We start from the raw sequence: 13,821 nt of genomic DNA on the forward strand, positions 1-13,821 counted from the left end.
GCGGGGCTGATGGCGGGCTCTATGCTCGGCATCGCCGCGCCGGCCGCCGCGCAGACGACCGACATCAAGTTCACGCTCGACTGGAAGTTCGAGGGGCCGGCCGCCGGCTTCTTCCTCGCCATCGACAACGGGCATTTCGAGGAAGCCGGTCTCAACGTCACGATCGATTCGGGTAACGGCTCGGTCGAGGCGATCCCGCGCGTGGCTACCGGCGCCTACCAGATGGGCTTCGGCGACATCAACTCGCTCATCAAGTTCCTCGACGAAGATCCGTCGCAGAAAATCCGCGCCGCGATGGTGGTCTACGAGCGTCCGCCGTTCTCCATCATCGGCCGCAAGTCGCAGGGCGTGACGGAAGACCCCAAGTCGGTGGAAGGCAAGAAGCTGGGCGCGCCGCCGCCGGATGGCGCGTTCGCGCAGTGGCCGGCCTTCGTGCAGGCCGCTGGCATCGACGAAAGCAAGGTTACGATCGAGAGCGTGGGCTTCCCGGTTCGCGAGCCGATGCTGGCGCAGGGCCAGGTGGATGGCATCTTCGGCTTCGCGTTCTCCTCCGTGCTGAACCTGAAGGCGCAGGGCGTGGATGCCGATGACATCTCCATGATCCTGATGGCCGAAAACGGGCTCGACCTTTACGGCAACTCGATCCTTATCAACACCGACTTCGCGGAAGCAAACCCCGATGCGGTGAAGGGCTTCCTCGGCGCGCTCGCCAAGGGCTTCGCCGACGCCGTTGCCGATCCCGATGCCGGTGTCGCCGCCGTGATGAAGCGCAACGAAGTGCTGGACGCCGCCATCGAGCGCGAGCGCCTGGATATGGCCAATGCGCTGAACATCAAGACGCCCTACGTCGTGGAAAACGGCTTCGGCGGCATCGACGAGGATAAGCTCGCCAAGTCGATCGAATATCTCAAAGTGTCGATGAACCTGAAGGGCGCAGTCGGCCCCGCCGACGTGTTCGACGCATCCTATCTGCCGCCGAAAGAAGAGCGAATGCTCCCTTGATCTCGGCCTAGAGGGGACGCGGGAGCCGGCGCGGGGAAACGCCGGCTCCCGCGCCATTTTTCAGGGGGAAGTGTTCACATGGGCAGGCCACTCGTCACCATCGAAGATGTCGACATGCGCTATGGCGGGCCGGAAGGCCTGCTGGCGGTCGAAGGGCTGACGCTCGAAGTGGCGACCGGCGAGTTTGCCGCGGTGGTGGGGCCGTCGGGCTGCGGCAAGTCCACGCTGATGAAGCTGGTGACCGGGCTCTACATTCCGCAGAAGGGAAATGTGACGGTGGCCGACGAGCCGGTGACGAAGCCGGTGAACATCGTGGGCATGGCGTTCCAGAACCCGACGATGCTGCCGTGGCGCACGACGCTGGACAACATCCTGCTGCCGCTGGAGGTGGTGGATCGCCACCGCCACCGGCTGCGCCGCAACAAGGCCGAATATGTCGAGAAGGCCGAGAAGCTGCTCGAGACGGTGGGGCTGAAGGGCTTCGGCCAGAAATTTCCATGGCAGCTTTCGGGCGGGATGCAGCAGCGCGCGAACCTGTGCCGCGCGCTGATCCACGAGCCCGACCTGCTGATGCTGGACGAGCCGTTCGGCGCGCTGGACAGCTTCACCCGCGAGGAACTGTGGTGCGTTATCCGCGACCTGCACGCCGCGCAGGGGGTGACCATCGTGCTGGTGACGCACGATTTGCGCGAGGCGGTGTTTCTGGCGGACCGCATCTTCGTGATGAGCGCGCGGCCCGGCCGCATCATCAAGAACCAGACTGTGCCTTTCGCGCGGCCGCGCGACCTCGAAATCCTCTACCAGTCGGATTTCAACGACATAGTCCATGAACTGCGCGGCAACATCGCCGACGCGAGGAAGGCAGCATGAGCACGCCATCCAAAGGGTTCGACTGGGTGAAGGCCGCCCCGTGGCTGTACACGATCGGGCTGTTCGTGATCTGGGAACTGGCGGTGCGCATATTCGGCCTGCCGCAGTATATCCTGCCCGCACCGTCGCGGATCGCGCAGGCGATCTGGCAGTACTGGCCGGCGATCTGGAAGAACTCGCTGCAGACGCTCTACACCACGACGGTCGGCTTCGCGCTGGCGGTGGTGGGTGGGCTGGCGCTGGGCATCCTCGTCGGCTGGTCGCGCTTCATCTATGCCGGGCTCTACCCGCTGATGGTCGGCTTCAACGCCATCCCCAAGGTGGCGGTGGTGCCCATTCTCGTCATCTGGTTCGGCATCGGCACGATCCCCGCGATCCTGACCGCCTTCCTGATCGCGTTCTTCCCAATCGTGGTGAATGTCGCGACGGGGCTTGCGACCATCGAGCCGGAGATGGAGGACGTGCTGCGCGCGCTGGGCGCGAAGAAGATGGACATCATGCTGAAGGTCGGCATTCCGCGTTCGATGCCGTATTTCTTCGGCTCGCTGAAGATCGCCATCACGCTGGCCTTCGTGGGCTCGGTGATCGCCGAGACCGTGGCGGCCAATTCCGGTCTTGGACACATGATGCTTGCCGCGCAGAGCCAGTTCAACGTGCCGCTGGTATGGGCCGGGCTCATCATGCTCGCGGTGGAAGGCATCATCATGTACGCCGTGATGGCGTGGGTGGAGATGCGCATGACCGGCTGGGCGCACCGCAGCCAGATGGCGAACGCTTAAAGCTCAGATCTGGGGGACGGTGCGGCGCGCGTCGTGCCACGCGATGAGCCAGATCAGCAGGCCGGTGACGGCCAGCCCCGCGCCGACGAAGCCGGCCGATTCGAAGCCGTAGCCGCGCATGATCGCGATGCTGGCCAGCCAAGGCCCGAGCGCGTTGGCGGCGTTGAAGGCGCTGTGGTTGAGGGCTGCGGCCAGCGTCTGCGCATCGCGCGCGACGTCCATCAGGCGGCTTTGCAGTACGGTGCCGAGGCCACCGCAGAAACCGACCATGAAAATGACGGTAGCGAGCGCGCCGAGGTGGGGCGCTGCGAAGGGGAAGCAGGCCAGAACCACAGCGCTGGAGGCAAGCAGTGCCGCCGCGGTCTTCATCAGCCATCGGTCGGCGGCCCACGCGGCAGCCAGCGTGCCAAGCGTCATGCCGACGCCGAAGATGCCCATGACGACAGGAACGACGGACGGGGAAACCTGCGTAACGGAAAGGAGTGTCGCGCTGGTGTAGGAGTAGACCGCGAACATGCCGCCCGAGCCGACGGCGGCCGTGGCGAGGATGAGCCAGACCTGCCGGTTGCGCAGCGCCGTGAGCTCGCGCGTCGGACTCGCATCGGGGTCTGGCGCGTGGCGGGGAGCGTACAGCCACAGCAACGCCACGGTGACGAGCGCCAGCAGGCCGGTGATCGCGAAGCCCCAGCGCCAGCCGAAGGTCTGGCCGAGCCATGTGGCGAGCGGCACGCCGAGTATGGTGGCGATGGTGAGGCCCAGCATGACGCGCGCTACGGCCTGCGCGCGCTTGTTTGGCGGTACGAGCGATGCGGCGACGAGTGCCGCGACGCCGAAGTAGGCGCCGTGCGGCAGGCCGCTCATGAAGCGGAAGATGAGCATCCAGCCATAGGAGGGCGACAGGGCGCTGAGGCAGTTGGCGACGGCGAAGACCGCCATGAGCCCGAGCAGCAGCGTGCGGCGCGACACGCGGGCCGCGAGCACTGCGATCAAGGGCGCGCCGACCACGACGCCCAGCGCATAGGCGCTGATGACATGCGATGCGGTGGCCTCGTCGATGGCGAGCCCGGCCGAGAAATAGGGCAGGAGGCTCATGGCGGCGAACTCGGTCGTGCCGATGGCGAAACCGCCCATGCCGAGCGCCAGCATGACGAGCCATGGTTTCGTCGTGGCGTGCTGCCGGGGTGCGAGATCGCCGAATTCCGGCGTGACGACTGCCGTCATGGGAGTACCGCCCTTGAGATGGCCGGCCTCCCGCCAGCGTAATCGAGACGAGCGACGCTACGACGCGCCGCTCAACTCGACAAGCTGGGTTGCTGCATTGCAGCAATGCGTTTTTGCGGGGATGCGCGGGTCTACCAGCCGAACTGGAAGGTGGCTCCGGTGCCGCCATTGCCGTACTGGCTGACATTGGCGTTCGTGTTGCGGCCGAACTGGAACAGGCCGTAGCTGTTGTTGTTGCCGTTCTGGGTGATCGTGCCGTTGTGGCCGTTGCCGCGCTGGTAGACATGGCCCTGATTGCCGCGACCGTCCTGGGCGATGCCGCCGGAATTGCCGTTGCCGTTCTGGCGGATGCTGGAGCCGCTCCTGACCGAATTGACGATGGAGTAGATGGCGAAGCCGGCGCGCATGGCGCGTTCCTCGTCGGCGTTGCGCGGCTGGACGTGGACGCTCACCGAGCCGTTGGCATGCGCAGGCGCGGAGGCCAGCGCAGCGGTGGCGAGCACGGTGGCGGCGAGGGCAGCGGTGGCGGTCTTGCGGACGGTGCGGATCATTGGTCGTCTCCCTGGAAAGGCGGTCTGCAATTCGATGAGGGGATATTGCGCCACACCGGCTGAACGGGTTCGGAACCTGTCGTTCATGTGGCGTTTAGATGGTTCAGAGGTCCGCTGGATCGTCCTCCCGCGGCGCCACGAGTAGACAGCGGATCTGGCCGTGCCGGTGGTCGCGCAAAGAAAAGCCCCGGTGAACCGGGGCTTGTTTGAAACAGATTTGCGCAGGCTCAGAGCCACTTGCCGACACGTTCGGTGCAGGAGGTAGTCTTGCCGCCGGCGGTGACCTCGAGCTTCACGTCGTAGCTGCTGCCGTTGCCCCCGAGCGTGACGGAGCCGAGGGTCGCCGCGCGACCGGGAGAGGCGTCGAAGTCGCCGCCCTGGCTGATGTTGGCGCCGGGGCCGGTGATGCGGAGCTGGTAGGAGCCGGTGAGCTGGCGGTCGGCATGGGCGACGCCTTCGATCGACGTCATGCCGCCCGATGCCCGGGTGACGATCTCGCAGCTCAACGGGCCGGCATTTGCCTTCTGACCTGCGGTGGCAAAGCCGGCACCGACGGTTGCCGCCAGGCCGAGGGCGAGGATCGGCAGGTGCTTCTTTCCAATGCTCATGGTCTTGCTCCTTGGTCTTCGGGCGAGCCGCCGGAAGGGTCGTCCCTTCCGGCTATCGCGGGTTCATATCGAGGTTCAGCGGCCGAGGTTCAGCGGCAGGTCTGGACGAAGGCCGCGACGTTGCCGCTGCCGTTCTGGCGAACTTCGGCGTCGCAGCCGTTGCCGACCTGCACGCCTGCCGCGATGTTACCGCGCCCGTCCTGAATGATGATGGAGTTGTGGTTGGTGCCGAACTGCGCCGCGCCGGCCTGGTTGTAGCGGCCGCGCTGTTCTGCACGGGCGGCGTTGCGCGAGCCGTTCTGGCCGATGGCGATCGTGTTGCCGCGGCCGCGCTGGTTGCCGATCGCGCTGTTGCGCCAGCCGTCCTGGTGGACGCCGATGTTGTTGTTGTAGCCGGTCTGGCGGCCGCCTGCCTCGTTGCGGTGACCGAACTGCTCCAGCCAAACGCTGTTGGCCATGGCGGGAACCGAGGTGAAGCCCATGATTGCTGCGACTGCGGCGGTGATGAAAAACTTCGTGTTCATGTCTGTTGCTCCGGGTCAGGGTGTGTTCGTTTCGAGAACGATGCGACTATCGCGCAGCGCTCTCGAACCGACGCTGAACCGGGCGTTCAGCCGGCGTTCACCGGAAAACTTGCGGGGAGGCTTTCAATCGCGCCGGGCGGACATTCGGGCTTCGAGATCGAGAATGTCGCGCTCTTCGAGATGTTTGCGCAGCAGGCGGACGTTTCTCTTGGACGCCTTGAAAAGAACGTCGAACACCGTGCCGGCGATCGGCACGGAGCCGAACACGACATCTATGCCGACATTCATCATCATCTGGAGGATCAGCCTGCGAGGCGCGCCGTGCCGGGCCGCCTGATGAATGACGTAGGCGGCCATGAGGCCGCCGGCGAGATCGCCCGCCACGGGCACCAGGCTGATGACGGGGTCCAGGCCGAAGCGGATTTTCGTGCCGGGAATGCGCCATTCCGCATCGAGGAAGGTTGCGAGCCCATCAAGACGCGCGAGGGCCGCCCCGCGTTGTGCACGAAGCTCGTCCTGTTCTTCCGACCACGTTCCCGGTCCTTCGACGTCAATCGTGTCAGTGATGTCCATGCCTCCGGGGTGCCAGATCGCCCGCCCCCAAGATGGTGATCGTCGATCGGAACGACAATGGAAGTGATCGCCTGTCAGTCGCGCCAGAGTGTAAGCGGCTGTCCCGAGGACAATCTGCCCGAATAATAGTTCGGGCCGTCGCGCGTAAGCACCGCGATGCGGTTGCCGTTCTGTGCGTATAACAGCAGTTCGGCATCGAGACCGGTCATGGTCTCGTCGAGGCGCCAGTCGTTGGCGGTTGCCAGAAGCGCGTTGTTGCAGCCTGAAGAACTTGCGGCGCCGCGCGGCTGGTTTGCACCCGTCCAGCTGCCGGTGGCAGCAAAGGACAGAGAGCAGCCGCAATCGGCCGTCGCGTCGGTGATCTTCCACTGGCCGCGAATGTCGAATTCGGAGGGCAGGGCGCGCGCTGCGAGGTTGCCCGCAACCGCACCGCCGACCGGGCCTGCGACAAACGTGCCAGCACCGGTGATGGCGTTACGGCCGACATTGCGCCCGACATTCCATGCTGCGGCGGTGCCGAAAGCGCGCAGACGGTCGGGCTTTTCGGGCGGGCCGGACGGCAGCGGCATGGCGCACTGCATCGGCCCGACGAACGAACCCTGCGCCGCGACGGCCGCATTGTCGCCGCCGCCCGACTGGCATGACGCGAGCGCCAATGTCGCCAGAACGGCGCAAAGCGACGGTGTCTTGGTGTGTGGTCTGGCCCGCATCATCGTCGCCCCATGAGCGACGACCGTGGCGAGAGTTTGAACGCCGGCGACAACATTGCCCTTGCGCGCGCTTTCGCCTACATACGCGCCAACCGATATCTCCCCAACAGGAACAATGGAGTTTCAGCGCGCCATGGCACGCCAGTTCATCTATCACATGTCCGGCCTGACCAAGGCCTACGGGGCCAAGAAGGTGCTGGATAATGTCCACCTTTCCTTCTACCCCGACGCCAAGATCGGCATTCTCGGCCCCAACGGCGCCGGCAAGTCGACCATCCTCAAGATCATGGCCGGTCTCGACAAGGAATGGAGCGGTGAAGCCTGGCTGGCCGATGGCGCGACCGTGGGCTACCTCGCGCAGGAGCCGCAGCTCGATCCGCAACTCGACGTGTTCGGCAACATCATGGAAGGCGTTGCGAAGAAGACGGCCATCATCGAGCGCTACAACGAGCTGATGATGAACTATTCGGACGAAACGGCCGACGAGTCGTCTCATCTTCAGGACGAGATGGACCGCCTCAACCTCTGGGACCTAGAGCAGCAGGTGGAGATGGCGATGGAAGCGCTCGCCTGTCCGCCGAAGGATGCCGACGTCGAAAAGCTTTCCGGTGGCGAGCGCAGGCGCGTCGCGCTCTGCAAGCTGCTTCTTTCGGAGCCCGACCTGCTTCTTCTCGACGAGCCGACCAACCATCTCGACGCCGAGACGACGGCGTGGCTGGAAAAGCATCTGGTTGCCTATAAGGGCGCAGTGATGATCATCACCCACGATCGCTACTTCCTCGACAATGTCACGGGCTGGATTCTCGAACTGGATCGCGGACGCGGGATTCCCTACGAGGGCAACTACACCGCCTACCTCGAAGCCAAGGCCAAGCGCCTAAAGCAGGAGGGCCGTGAAGACGATGCCCGCCAGCGCGCGATCACCCGCGAGCGCGAGTGGATTTCGTCCAGCCCAAAGGCACGCCAGACCAAGTCGAAGGCGCGTATCCAGGCTTTCCAGGACCTTCTGGATGCTGCCGACAATCGCCGCCCGACCGACACGCAGATCGTCATTCCGCATGGCGAGCGTCTGGGCAATGTCGTCATCGAGGTCGAGGACATCTCGAAAGGCTTCGCCGACAGGCTGCTGGTCGAGGATTTGAGCTTCAAGCTGCCGCCCGGCGGCATCGTCGGTGTCATCGGGCCGAACGGCGCCGGCAAGACCACGCTCTTCAAGATGATCACGGGTCAGGAGCAGCCTGACAAGGGCTCCATCCGCGTCGGCGATACGGTGAAGCTCGGCTATGTCGATCAGAGCCGTGACGCGCTCGATCCCAACAAGACCGTGTGGGAAGAAATCTCCGGTGGCGCGGAAGTGGTGAAGCTGGGCAAGCACGAAGCCAACACGCGCGCCTACTGTTCGTCCTTCAACTTCCGTGGCGGCGATCAGCAGCAGAAGGTCGGCAACCTGTCTGGCGGCCAGCGCAACCGGGTGCATCTGGCAAAGATGCTGAAGACCGGCGGCAACGTCCTGCTGCTCGATGAGCCCACCAACGATCTCGACACCGAGACGCTGGCGGCACTGGAAGACGCGCTGGAGAACTTCGCCGGCTGCGCCGTCATCATCTCGCACGATCGCATGTTCCTCGACCGGCTGGCGACGCATATCCTGGCCTTCGAAGGCGACAGCCACGTCGAATGGTTCGAGGGCAATTTCGAGGATTACGAGCAGGACAAAATCCGGCGCCTGGGGCCGGAGTCGGTCAATCCCAAGCGGGTTACCTACAAGCGCCTGACGCGCTGAAGAGAAGGGCCAGTCGGCAACGGAACCATTTGCCGACTGGCACGTTCCACCACCGCGCGAGCGACTTGCCGATGGCAAGGCGCCGCAAAACGATGGGGGACGTATGAGCATCGACTACGGGCGGCTGTTTGCAGCGTTGCCTAGCCCGCATATGGTCCTCGACCACAATTTCAACTACGTCGCCGTCAATCCCGCCTATGAAGCCGTTGTCATGCGGAGCGGCTCCGAACTGATCGGTCGCAACCTCTTCGACCTGTTTCCCAACGAGGGAGAAGGTGGAAAGCGGTTGCGCGCATCGTTCACCCGCGTGTTCGAAACCGGCAAGCAGGATACGCTGGCCTACATCCCATACGACATCCCGCGCCCCGAGGCCCAAGGCGGCGGGATGGAGCAGCGGTTCTGGACGGCGGTGCACACGCCGCTCGCAGACGAGAACGGCGCGATCGCTTATCTGGTGCAGAACACGGTCGATGTTACCGATATCGCCCGCCTGAGGCAGGCGGCGTCGCTGCCTTTCGCGTCAAAGGCGGGCGAAACGAGGCTGCTGGAGCGCGCCCGCGAGGCCGAGCAGCAGCATCAGGCGCTGCTGGCCGAGAGCGACGAGTTCCGCCGGCTGTTCCAGCTTGCGCCGGGCTTCTTCGCGGTGCTCTCGGGGCCGACGCACGTTTTCGTCTTCGCCAACGATGCTTACGGCAAGCTGGTGGGCAACAGGCCGGTCATCGGCCAGCCGGTGAAGGAGGCCCTGCCGGAGGTGGTGGAGCAGGGGTTCGTCGCGCTGCTGGACGCGGTCTATCGAACGGGGAAGCCAGCGGGTGGAGAGGCGGTACGCCTGATGCTTCAACGAGGGCCGGAAGAGGCACCGAAGGAAACCTATCTCGACTTCTCCTATGATGCGATCCGCAACCGTGACGGCGAGATAACCGGCATATTCGTGCAAGGGATGGACCGCACGGAAGCCGTGCGCACGCAGCAGCGCCAGAAGCTGCTGCTGGACGAATTGAACCACCGCGTCAAGAATACGCTGGCGACGGTGCAGTCGATAGCCTCGCAGACATTGCGCGCGATCGACGACCCGGTCGAGGCGAAGACAAGGTTCGAGGCGCGCCTGCGGGCGCTTTCCAACGCCCACAACCTGCTGAGCGAGCGCGAATGGGCGAGCACGTCCCTGAGCACCATCCTGTCCCAGGAACTGAGCATCTACGAGAGCTCGCGCGTCGCGGCCAAGGGGCCGGCGGTGACGCTTTCGCCCAAGACGTCGATCGCCATAGCGATGGTGGTGCACGAGCTGGCGACGAACGCCGCCAAGCACGGTGCGCTGGCGGGCGATGACGGGTCGCTTCGCGTCGACTGGCAGAAGCGCGGCGACAGGCTGATGCTGGACTGGACCGAACGGGGAGGGCCGCCAGCGAGGCCGCCCGAGCGGCGTGGCTTCGGCTCTCGGCTCATCGAACGCGTGGTCAATGGTGAACTGGGCGGCGAGATCGAGACGCGCTACGACGCGGCAGGCTTTTCCTGCACCATCGACGTTCCCAATCCCGAATACGAGGAGCAGGTGCTGTGATGCACACCTCACGATCAAACCTGGTTTCGGGGCTGCGGGTCTTCATCGTCGAGGACGAAGCGCTGGTGATGATGAACCTCGAGGCGATGCTGGAGGATCTGGGCTGCGTACTGGCGGGCAGCGCGATGCGGCCGGCGCAGCTGGAAGCCAGCATCGCACGCGGCATCGACGCCGATGTGGCCATCCTTGACGTCAATCTCGGCGGGACGCTGGTGTTCGACTACGCACGGGCGCTGGTCGACAGCGGCATGCGCATCGTATTCGCCACCGGTTACGGGCGAGGCGGCCTGCCAGAAGAATGGCGCGACCGGCCGATCCTGCAAAAGCCATACACCGAACAGGAAGTCGCAGAGGGGATCGCGGCCGCGTTGGCGCTGGCGCGGTAGCCGCTCACCACAGATTGTTTTGCGCTGAGCCTGCACGCAGCGGTTACATGCTGCATGTGCGAAATTAAGCTGTCATAAAGACCGCATCCGTAAATTTGCCCGACGCGACGCACAAAGTCGCGCCGCAGCCGCATGACTGCAGATTCGGGACGGATAGAATGAAGCGCGTCATCATCAGCGGCATCGGCGTCGAAATCCCGCAGGCATCAATCTCCAACGAAGACCTCGTCGAAAGCTTCAATGGCTGGGTCGAAGAGGAGAATGTACGCCGCGCCGCGGCGGGACAGGAGCCGCTGCAGAAGTCGAGCGCGGAGTTCGTCGCGCATGCTTCCGGCATTCTCAACCGCCACGTTCATACGCGTGACGGCATTCTCGACACGTCGAGGATGGCGCCGCGCATCGCCGTCCGCCACGACGACGACCTGTCGGTTACGGCAGAGTTCGGCGCGGCGGCGGCGCGGCACGCGCTGGCCGACGCCGGCGTGGAAGCCGAGACCGTCGATCTGGTGATCTGCGCGGGATCGCATCTGCAACGCATGTACCCGTCGATCGGCATCGAGATACAGCAGGAAATCGGCGCGCAGGGCGCGGCTTTCGACCTGAGCCTCGGCTGCTCCTCGGCCGCCGCCGGCCTGCACGTCGCGTTCAACCTCGTGCGCAGCGGGGCGCATCGGCGTGCCCTGGTGGTGACGCCGGAACTGATTACCGCGCATCTCAACTTCCGGGACCGGCAGACGCATTTCATCTTCGGCGATGCCGCGACGGCGCTGCTGATCGAGGCGGTGGACGGGGAGGACGAGACGGCCGGGCGGTTCGAGGTGATCGACACGCGCAACTGGACGCAGTTCTCCAACAACATCCGCTCGAACTTCAGCTATCTGAACCGCGCGGCGGAAGAAGACGTCAGCCGCGTGCCGATGGCCGACAACCTCATCAAGCAGCAGGGCAACCGGGTGTTCAAGGACGTGACGGTGGCAAGCCATCGTTTCATCGTGGATTTTCTGGCTGAACACGGACACACGCCCGATACGGTGCGCCGCTTCTGGCTGCATCAGGCCAATGCGCGCATGAACCAGATGATCCTCAAGCTCGCCTTCGGCCGGGAAATGGGCCACGATCGCGCGCCGATGGTGCTGGACAGGCTGGGCAACACGGCAGCGGCCGGGGCGGTGGTTGCCCTCCACGAAAACCACAAGGACCTGAAGGCCGGCGACTACGGCCTGCTGTGCACCTATGGCGCAGGCTATTCGATCGGCGGAGCGCTGCTGCGGATGATGTAGCGCATCAGGCCGGCGAATAGGTTCATCAGCGATTTTCGCTGGACGGGCCGGGAAGGCGTGGGCAAGGTCGCGGCCTTGCAGACGACCAACGGCAGGCAACCATGCTCGACATGTTCGCGCGACGCGACGACGAAATCGAAATACGGCCCGGACGGAAACTGGCGGCGAAGGTCGCCGGGGCATATGTCGCTCCCTTCGACCATTTCCAGACGCGGGCGGTGGACGGGCTGGAGCTTTCCTTCGAGGGCATAGCGGGAGATTACCATGCCGGCTACACGCGGCGCTCGGGCGGCCGCGAGCCGTGGTATCCGCGCGGCACCGAAATGCGCAACGAGCGCCAGCTTTCCATCGTCGCGCCTGACGAACTGGCAGTCATCGCCGGCCGGATGGAGCTTGCCGAGGTGAAGCCGGAATGGATCGGCGCGAACCTGCTGATCGAGGGCGTTCCGCAGCTTTCGATGCTGCCCGCAGGCACGATGCTGTTCTTCAAGGGCGGGGTGACGCTGAAGGTCGACGGCCAGAACGTGCCCTGCCGCATTGCCGGACGCTCGATCGCCGAAAATGCGCGCATGGCCGACCATGAAGCCGGGTCGTTGCTGTTTCCCAAGGTAGCACGCCGCCTTCGCGGCGTGGTCGCCTGGGTGGAAAAGCCCGGGCGTATCGAGGCCGGAGAAGACGTGTCGGTAAGGGTGCCCGAGCAGTGGATCTATTCCGCGTAACGATGCGAAGGGGCAAGCCATGAAGGTGCCGGACGTGATCGCGGCGTACATAGAGGCCTACAACGCCATCGACGTCGATGCGATGCTGGCATGCCTTGCCGACGACGTGCACTTCCAGAACATCTCGGCAGGCAATGTGGACACGGAGACGCGTGGCAAGGCGGAATTCGAGAAGCTTGCCCGTATGGGCGCGGGAGCTTTCAGCGCGCGTCGCCAGTCTGTCACTCAGACCATCACCGTGGCCGAGCGGACGATGATCCGCATCGACTATCAGGCGACCGTCGCGGCCGACCTGCCGAATGGGTGGAAGGCAGGACAGTCGCTGGCATTCTCTGGCGCGAGCTATTTCGAGGTCCGCGACGGCCTGATCGTCCGGATCATCGACGAGAGCTGATCGCCCACTTACTCTCCATCCATATCATCGGCTTCCAGCAGGCGCGTGGAGCGCCAGCGGGTGAGCGTCTCGTTCATCTCGTCGACGACGAAATGGCGGGCGGAGTCGCGGTCGTAGCCTTCGGCCAGCAGAGCGTCGTAGCTGGAATGCTCGTGGCGGACATAGGTCGTCGTCGCGATCCAGACGGCGATGGAGGCCGGCAGGTCGCGCATCTTTGCGGCGCTTGCCATCTCCCTGATCTTTTCGATGTCGGCATAGGGTGCGATCGGCAGCAGCGTGGTGAGCGCCTTTGCGATGGCACGCTGGCGGTTTGTGGACGGTTTCATGGCTGGGAGACCGTGGCTTCGGGCACGGCGTCGGTCGAGGCGTAGTAGGGTTTGACGTCTATGACGGGTGTGCCGTCGAGCACGTCTATGGCTTCGAGATGCAGCAGGCCGGTCACAAGGTCGATGCCGGTGAGGCGCACGATGTGAAGGCCCACGGGATTGGGGCGGGCTGGCGAGCGCAGGGCGAAGACGCCGCGCGGGTTTTTTGCGTGGCGCGGCTGCTGCACGATGAGATTTCGGGCGGAGCGGTCTAGCCATGTGAGGATCGCAACGTGGCTGACATTTTCGAGGCCTGCCAGCCCCTCGCGCCATGCAGCGTCGATCTCGACGGAGGCTGGGATGCCCGCTTCGCGGGCCGCGGCCATGTTCTTCGGGCAATGCTGCCGGTCCGTCCATGGCGAGCGGACGCGGCCGATGAAGACGAGCCGGGCATCCGAGGCGGTTTCGGCCGGGTCGAAGGGCAGTTCTATCTCGCCGGGGCGCTTTTCAGTCATGGACCTGATTTCCGGAATGGAAGCGGCATTTTTCGTTCGG

Annotated in this window: 17 protein-coding genes; 9 read left to right on the top strand and 8 right to left on the bottom strand. The window is 64.7% G+C overall.

What is annotated here, in order from left to right; genetic code table 11:
• Positions 1-9 precede the first annotated feature (9 nt).
• From FY036_RS11035 to FY036_RS11045, 3 genes are all read left to right on the top strand, one after another.
• Entirely contained in the window at positions 10-1,002 is a 993-nt protein-coding gene (locus FY036_RS11035; RefSeq protein WP_235897641.1) for an ABC transporter substrate-binding protein, read from the top strand.
• A 78-nt stretch (positions 1,003-1,080) separates the two neighbouring features.
• Positions 1,081-1,872 carry an ABC transporter ATP-binding protein gene (locus FY036_RS11040; protein ID WP_235897635.1) on the top strand — a complete coding sequence of 264 codons (792 nt, stop codon included), beginning with the start codon at positions 1,081-1,083 and terminating at the stop codon, positions 1,870-1,872.
• Positions 1,869-2,651 (top strand): ABC transporter permease, encoded by a 783-nt coding sequence (locus FY036_RS11045; protein ID WP_148914785.1) that lies wholly within the window; start codon positions 1,869-1,871, stop codon positions 2,649-2,651. The genes FY036_RS11040 and FY036_RS11045 overlap by 4 nt, the downstream gene beginning before the upstream one ends.
• A 3-nt stretch (positions 2,652-2,654) precedes the next feature.
• On the opposite strand, the gene FY036_RS11050 is transcribed toward FY036_RS11045, so the two are convergent.
• The 6 genes from FY036_RS11050 to FY036_RS11075 form a co-directional block, all read right to left on the bottom strand.
• The gene (locus FY036_RS11050) at positions 2,655-3,872 is read right to left on the bottom strand and encodes an MFS transporter (RefSeq protein ID WP_148914786.1); all 1,218 of its coding nucleotides are present in this window, start codon (positions 3,870-3,872) and stop codon (positions 2,655-2,657) included.
• A 131-nt stretch (positions 3,873-4,003) separates the two neighbouring features.
• Entirely contained in the window at positions 4,004-4,423 is a 420-nt protein-coding gene (locus FY036_RS11055; protein WP_148914787.1) for a curlin, read from the bottom strand.
• A gap of 227 nt (positions 4,424-4,650) precedes the next feature.
• Complete coding sequence (gene csgH / locus FY036_RS11060; RefSeq protein WP_148914788.1) at positions 4,651-5,031, bottom strand: curli-like amyloid fiber formation chaperone CsgH; 381 nt, start codon at positions 5,029-5,031, stop codon at positions 4,651-4,653.
• A gap of 89 nt (positions 5,032-5,120) precedes the next feature.
• The gene (locus FY036_RS11065) at positions 5,121-5,555 is read right to left on the bottom strand and encodes a curlin (RefSeq protein WP_148914789.1); all 435 of its coding nucleotides are present in this window, start codon (positions 5,553-5,555) and stop codon (positions 5,121-5,123) included.
• 123 nt (positions 5,556-5,678) lie between these two features.
• A complete protein-coding gene (locus tag FY036_RS11070; protein ID WP_148914790.1) occupies positions 5,679-6,128 on the bottom strand; it encodes a DUF4112 domain-containing protein in 450 nt (149 codons plus the stop codon).
• A 74-nt stretch (positions 6,129-6,202) separates the two neighbouring features.
• Complete coding sequence (locus FY036_RS11075; protein WP_161601126.1) at positions 6,203-6,838, bottom strand: AprI/Inh family metalloprotease inhibitor; 636 nt, start codon at positions 6,836-6,838, stop codon at positions 6,203-6,205.
• A gap of 133 nt (positions 6,839-6,971) precedes the next feature.
• On the opposite strand from FY036_RS11075, the gene ettA reads away from it, so the two are divergent.
• The 6 genes from ettA (at position 6,972) to FY036_RS11105 (ending at position 12,961) form a co-directional block, all read left to right on the top strand.
• Positions 6,972-8,621 (top strand): energy-dependent translational throttle protein EttA, encoded by a 1,650-nt coding sequence (ettA, locus tag FY036_RS11080; RefSeq protein ID WP_148914792.1) that lies wholly within the window; start codon positions 6,972-6,974, stop codon positions 8,619-8,621.
• Positions 8,622-8,724: 103 nt separating this feature from the next.
• Complete coding sequence (locus FY036_RS11085) at positions 8,725-10,182, top strand: sensor histidine kinase (RefSeq protein WP_148914793.1); 1,458 nt, start codon at positions 8,725-8,727, stop codon at positions 10,180-10,182.
• Positions 10,182-10,568 carry a response regulator gene (locus tag FY036_RS11090; RefSeq protein WP_148914964.1) on the top strand — a complete coding sequence of 129 codons (387 nt, stop codon included), beginning with the start codon at positions 10,182-10,184 and terminating at the stop codon, positions 10,566-10,568. The genes FY036_RS11085 and FY036_RS11090 overlap by 1 nt, the downstream gene beginning before the upstream one ends.
• Before the next feature lie 158 nt (positions 10,569-10,726).
• Positions 10,727-11,848: a beta-ketoacyl-ACP synthase III gene (locus FY036_RS11095; RefSeq protein ID WP_148914794.1), complete on the top strand. Its 1,122-nt coding sequence runs from the start codon at positions 10,727-10,729 to the stop codon at positions 11,846-11,848.
• Between the two features lie 101 nt (positions 11,849-11,949).
• Positions 11,950-12,567, top strand: coding sequence for an MOSC domain-containing protein (locus tag FY036_RS11100; protein ID WP_148914795.1), 618 nt, complete (start codon positions 11,950-11,952; stop codon positions 12,565-12,567).
• 19 nt (positions 12,568-12,586) lie between these two features.
• Entirely contained in the window at positions 12,587-12,961 is a 375-nt protein-coding gene (locus FY036_RS11105; protein WP_148914796.1) for a nuclear transport factor 2 family protein, read from the top strand.
• An 8-nt stretch (positions 12,962-12,969) separates the two neighbouring features.
• Here FY036_RS11105 and FY036_RS11110 read toward each other — a convergent pair whose 3' ends face one another.
• Both FY036_RS11110 and tsaA read right to left on the bottom strand, forming a co-directional pair.
• Positions 12,970-13,287: a DUF2293 domain-containing protein gene (locus FY036_RS11110; protein WP_148914797.1), complete on the bottom strand. Its 318-nt coding sequence runs from the start codon at positions 13,285-13,287 to the stop codon at positions 12,970-12,972.
• Entirely contained in the window at positions 13,284-13,781 is a 498-nt protein-coding gene (gene tsaA, locus FY036_RS11115; RefSeq protein ID WP_148914798.1) for a tRNA (N6-threonylcarbamoyladenosine(37)-N6)-methyltransferase TrmO, read from the bottom strand. Before tsaA ends, FY036_RS11110 begins: the two co-directional genes overlap by 4 nt.
• Positions 13,782-13,821 lie beyond the last annotated feature (40 nt).

Origin of the sequence: Neoaquamicrobium microcysteis (assembly GCF_008180155.1) — a bacterium.
GTDB classification, from domain to species: Bacteria; Pseudomonadota; Alphaproteobacteria; order Rhizobiales; family Rhizobiaceae; genus Aerobium; species Aerobium microcysteis.

Coding starts and splice junctions, on each gene's coding strand:
- FY036_RS11050 (WP_148914786.1), bottom strand. CDS start 3,872: ATGACGGCAGTCGTCACGCCGGAATTCGGCGATCTCGCACCCCGGCAG.
- tsaA (WP_148914798.1), bottom strand. CDS start 13,781: ATGACTGAAAAGCGCCCCGGCGAGATAGAACTGCCCTTCGACCCGGCC.
- FY036_RS11095 (WP_148914794.1), top strand. CDS start 10,727: ATGAAGCGCGTCATCATCAGCGGCATCGGCGTCGAAATCCCGCAGGCA.
- FY036_RS11035 (WP_235897641.1), top strand. CDS start 10: ATGGCGGGCTCTATGCTCGGCATCGCCGCGCCGGCCGCCGCGCAGACG.
- FY036_RS11100 (WP_148914795.1), top strand. CDS start 11,950: ATGCTCGACATGTTCGCGCGACGCGACGACGAAATCGAAATACGGCCC.
- FY036_RS11045 (WP_148914785.1), top strand. CDS start 1,869: ATGAGCACGCCATCCAAAGGGTTCGACTGGGTGAAGGCCGCCCCGTGG.
- FY036_RS11110 (WP_148914797.1), bottom strand. CDS start 13,287: ATGAAACCGTCCACAAACCGCCAGCGTGCCATCGCAAAGGCGCTCACC.
- FY036_RS11090 (WP_148914964.1), top strand. CDS start 10,182: ATGCACACCTCACGATCAAACCTGGTTTCGGGGCTGCGGGTCTTCATC.
- FY036_RS11040 (WP_235897635.1), top strand. CDS start 1,081: ATGGGCAGGCCACTCGTCACCATCGAAGATGTCGACATGCGCTATGGC.
- FY036_RS11085 (WP_148914793.1), top strand. CDS start 8,725: ATGAGCATCGACTACGGGCGGCTGTTTGCAGCGTTGCCTAGCCCGCAT.
- FY036_RS11070 (WP_148914790.1), bottom strand. CDS start 6,128: ATGGACATCACTGACACGATTGACGTCGAAGGACCGGGAACGTGGTCG.
- csgH (WP_148914788.1), bottom strand. CDS start 5,031: ATGAGCATTGGAAAGAAGCACCTGCCGATCCTCGCCCTCGGCCTGGCG.
- ettA (WP_148914792.1), top strand. CDS start 6,972: ATGGCACGCCAGTTCATCTATCACATGTCCGGCCTGACCAAGGCCTAC.
- FY036_RS11105 (WP_148914796.1), top strand. CDS start 12,587: ATGAAGGTGCCGGACGTGATCGCGGCGTACATAGAGGCCTACAACGCC.
- FY036_RS11065 (WP_148914789.1), bottom strand. CDS start 5,555: ATGAACACGAAGTTTTTCATCACCGCCGCAGTCGCAGCAATCATGGGC.
- FY036_RS11075 (WP_161601126.1), bottom strand. CDS start 6,838: ATGCGGGCCAGACCACACACCAAGACACCGTCGCTTTGCGCCGTTCTG.
- FY036_RS11055 (WP_148914787.1), bottom strand. CDS start 4,423: ATGATCCGCACCGTCCGCAAGACCGCCACCGCTGCCCTCGCCGCCACC.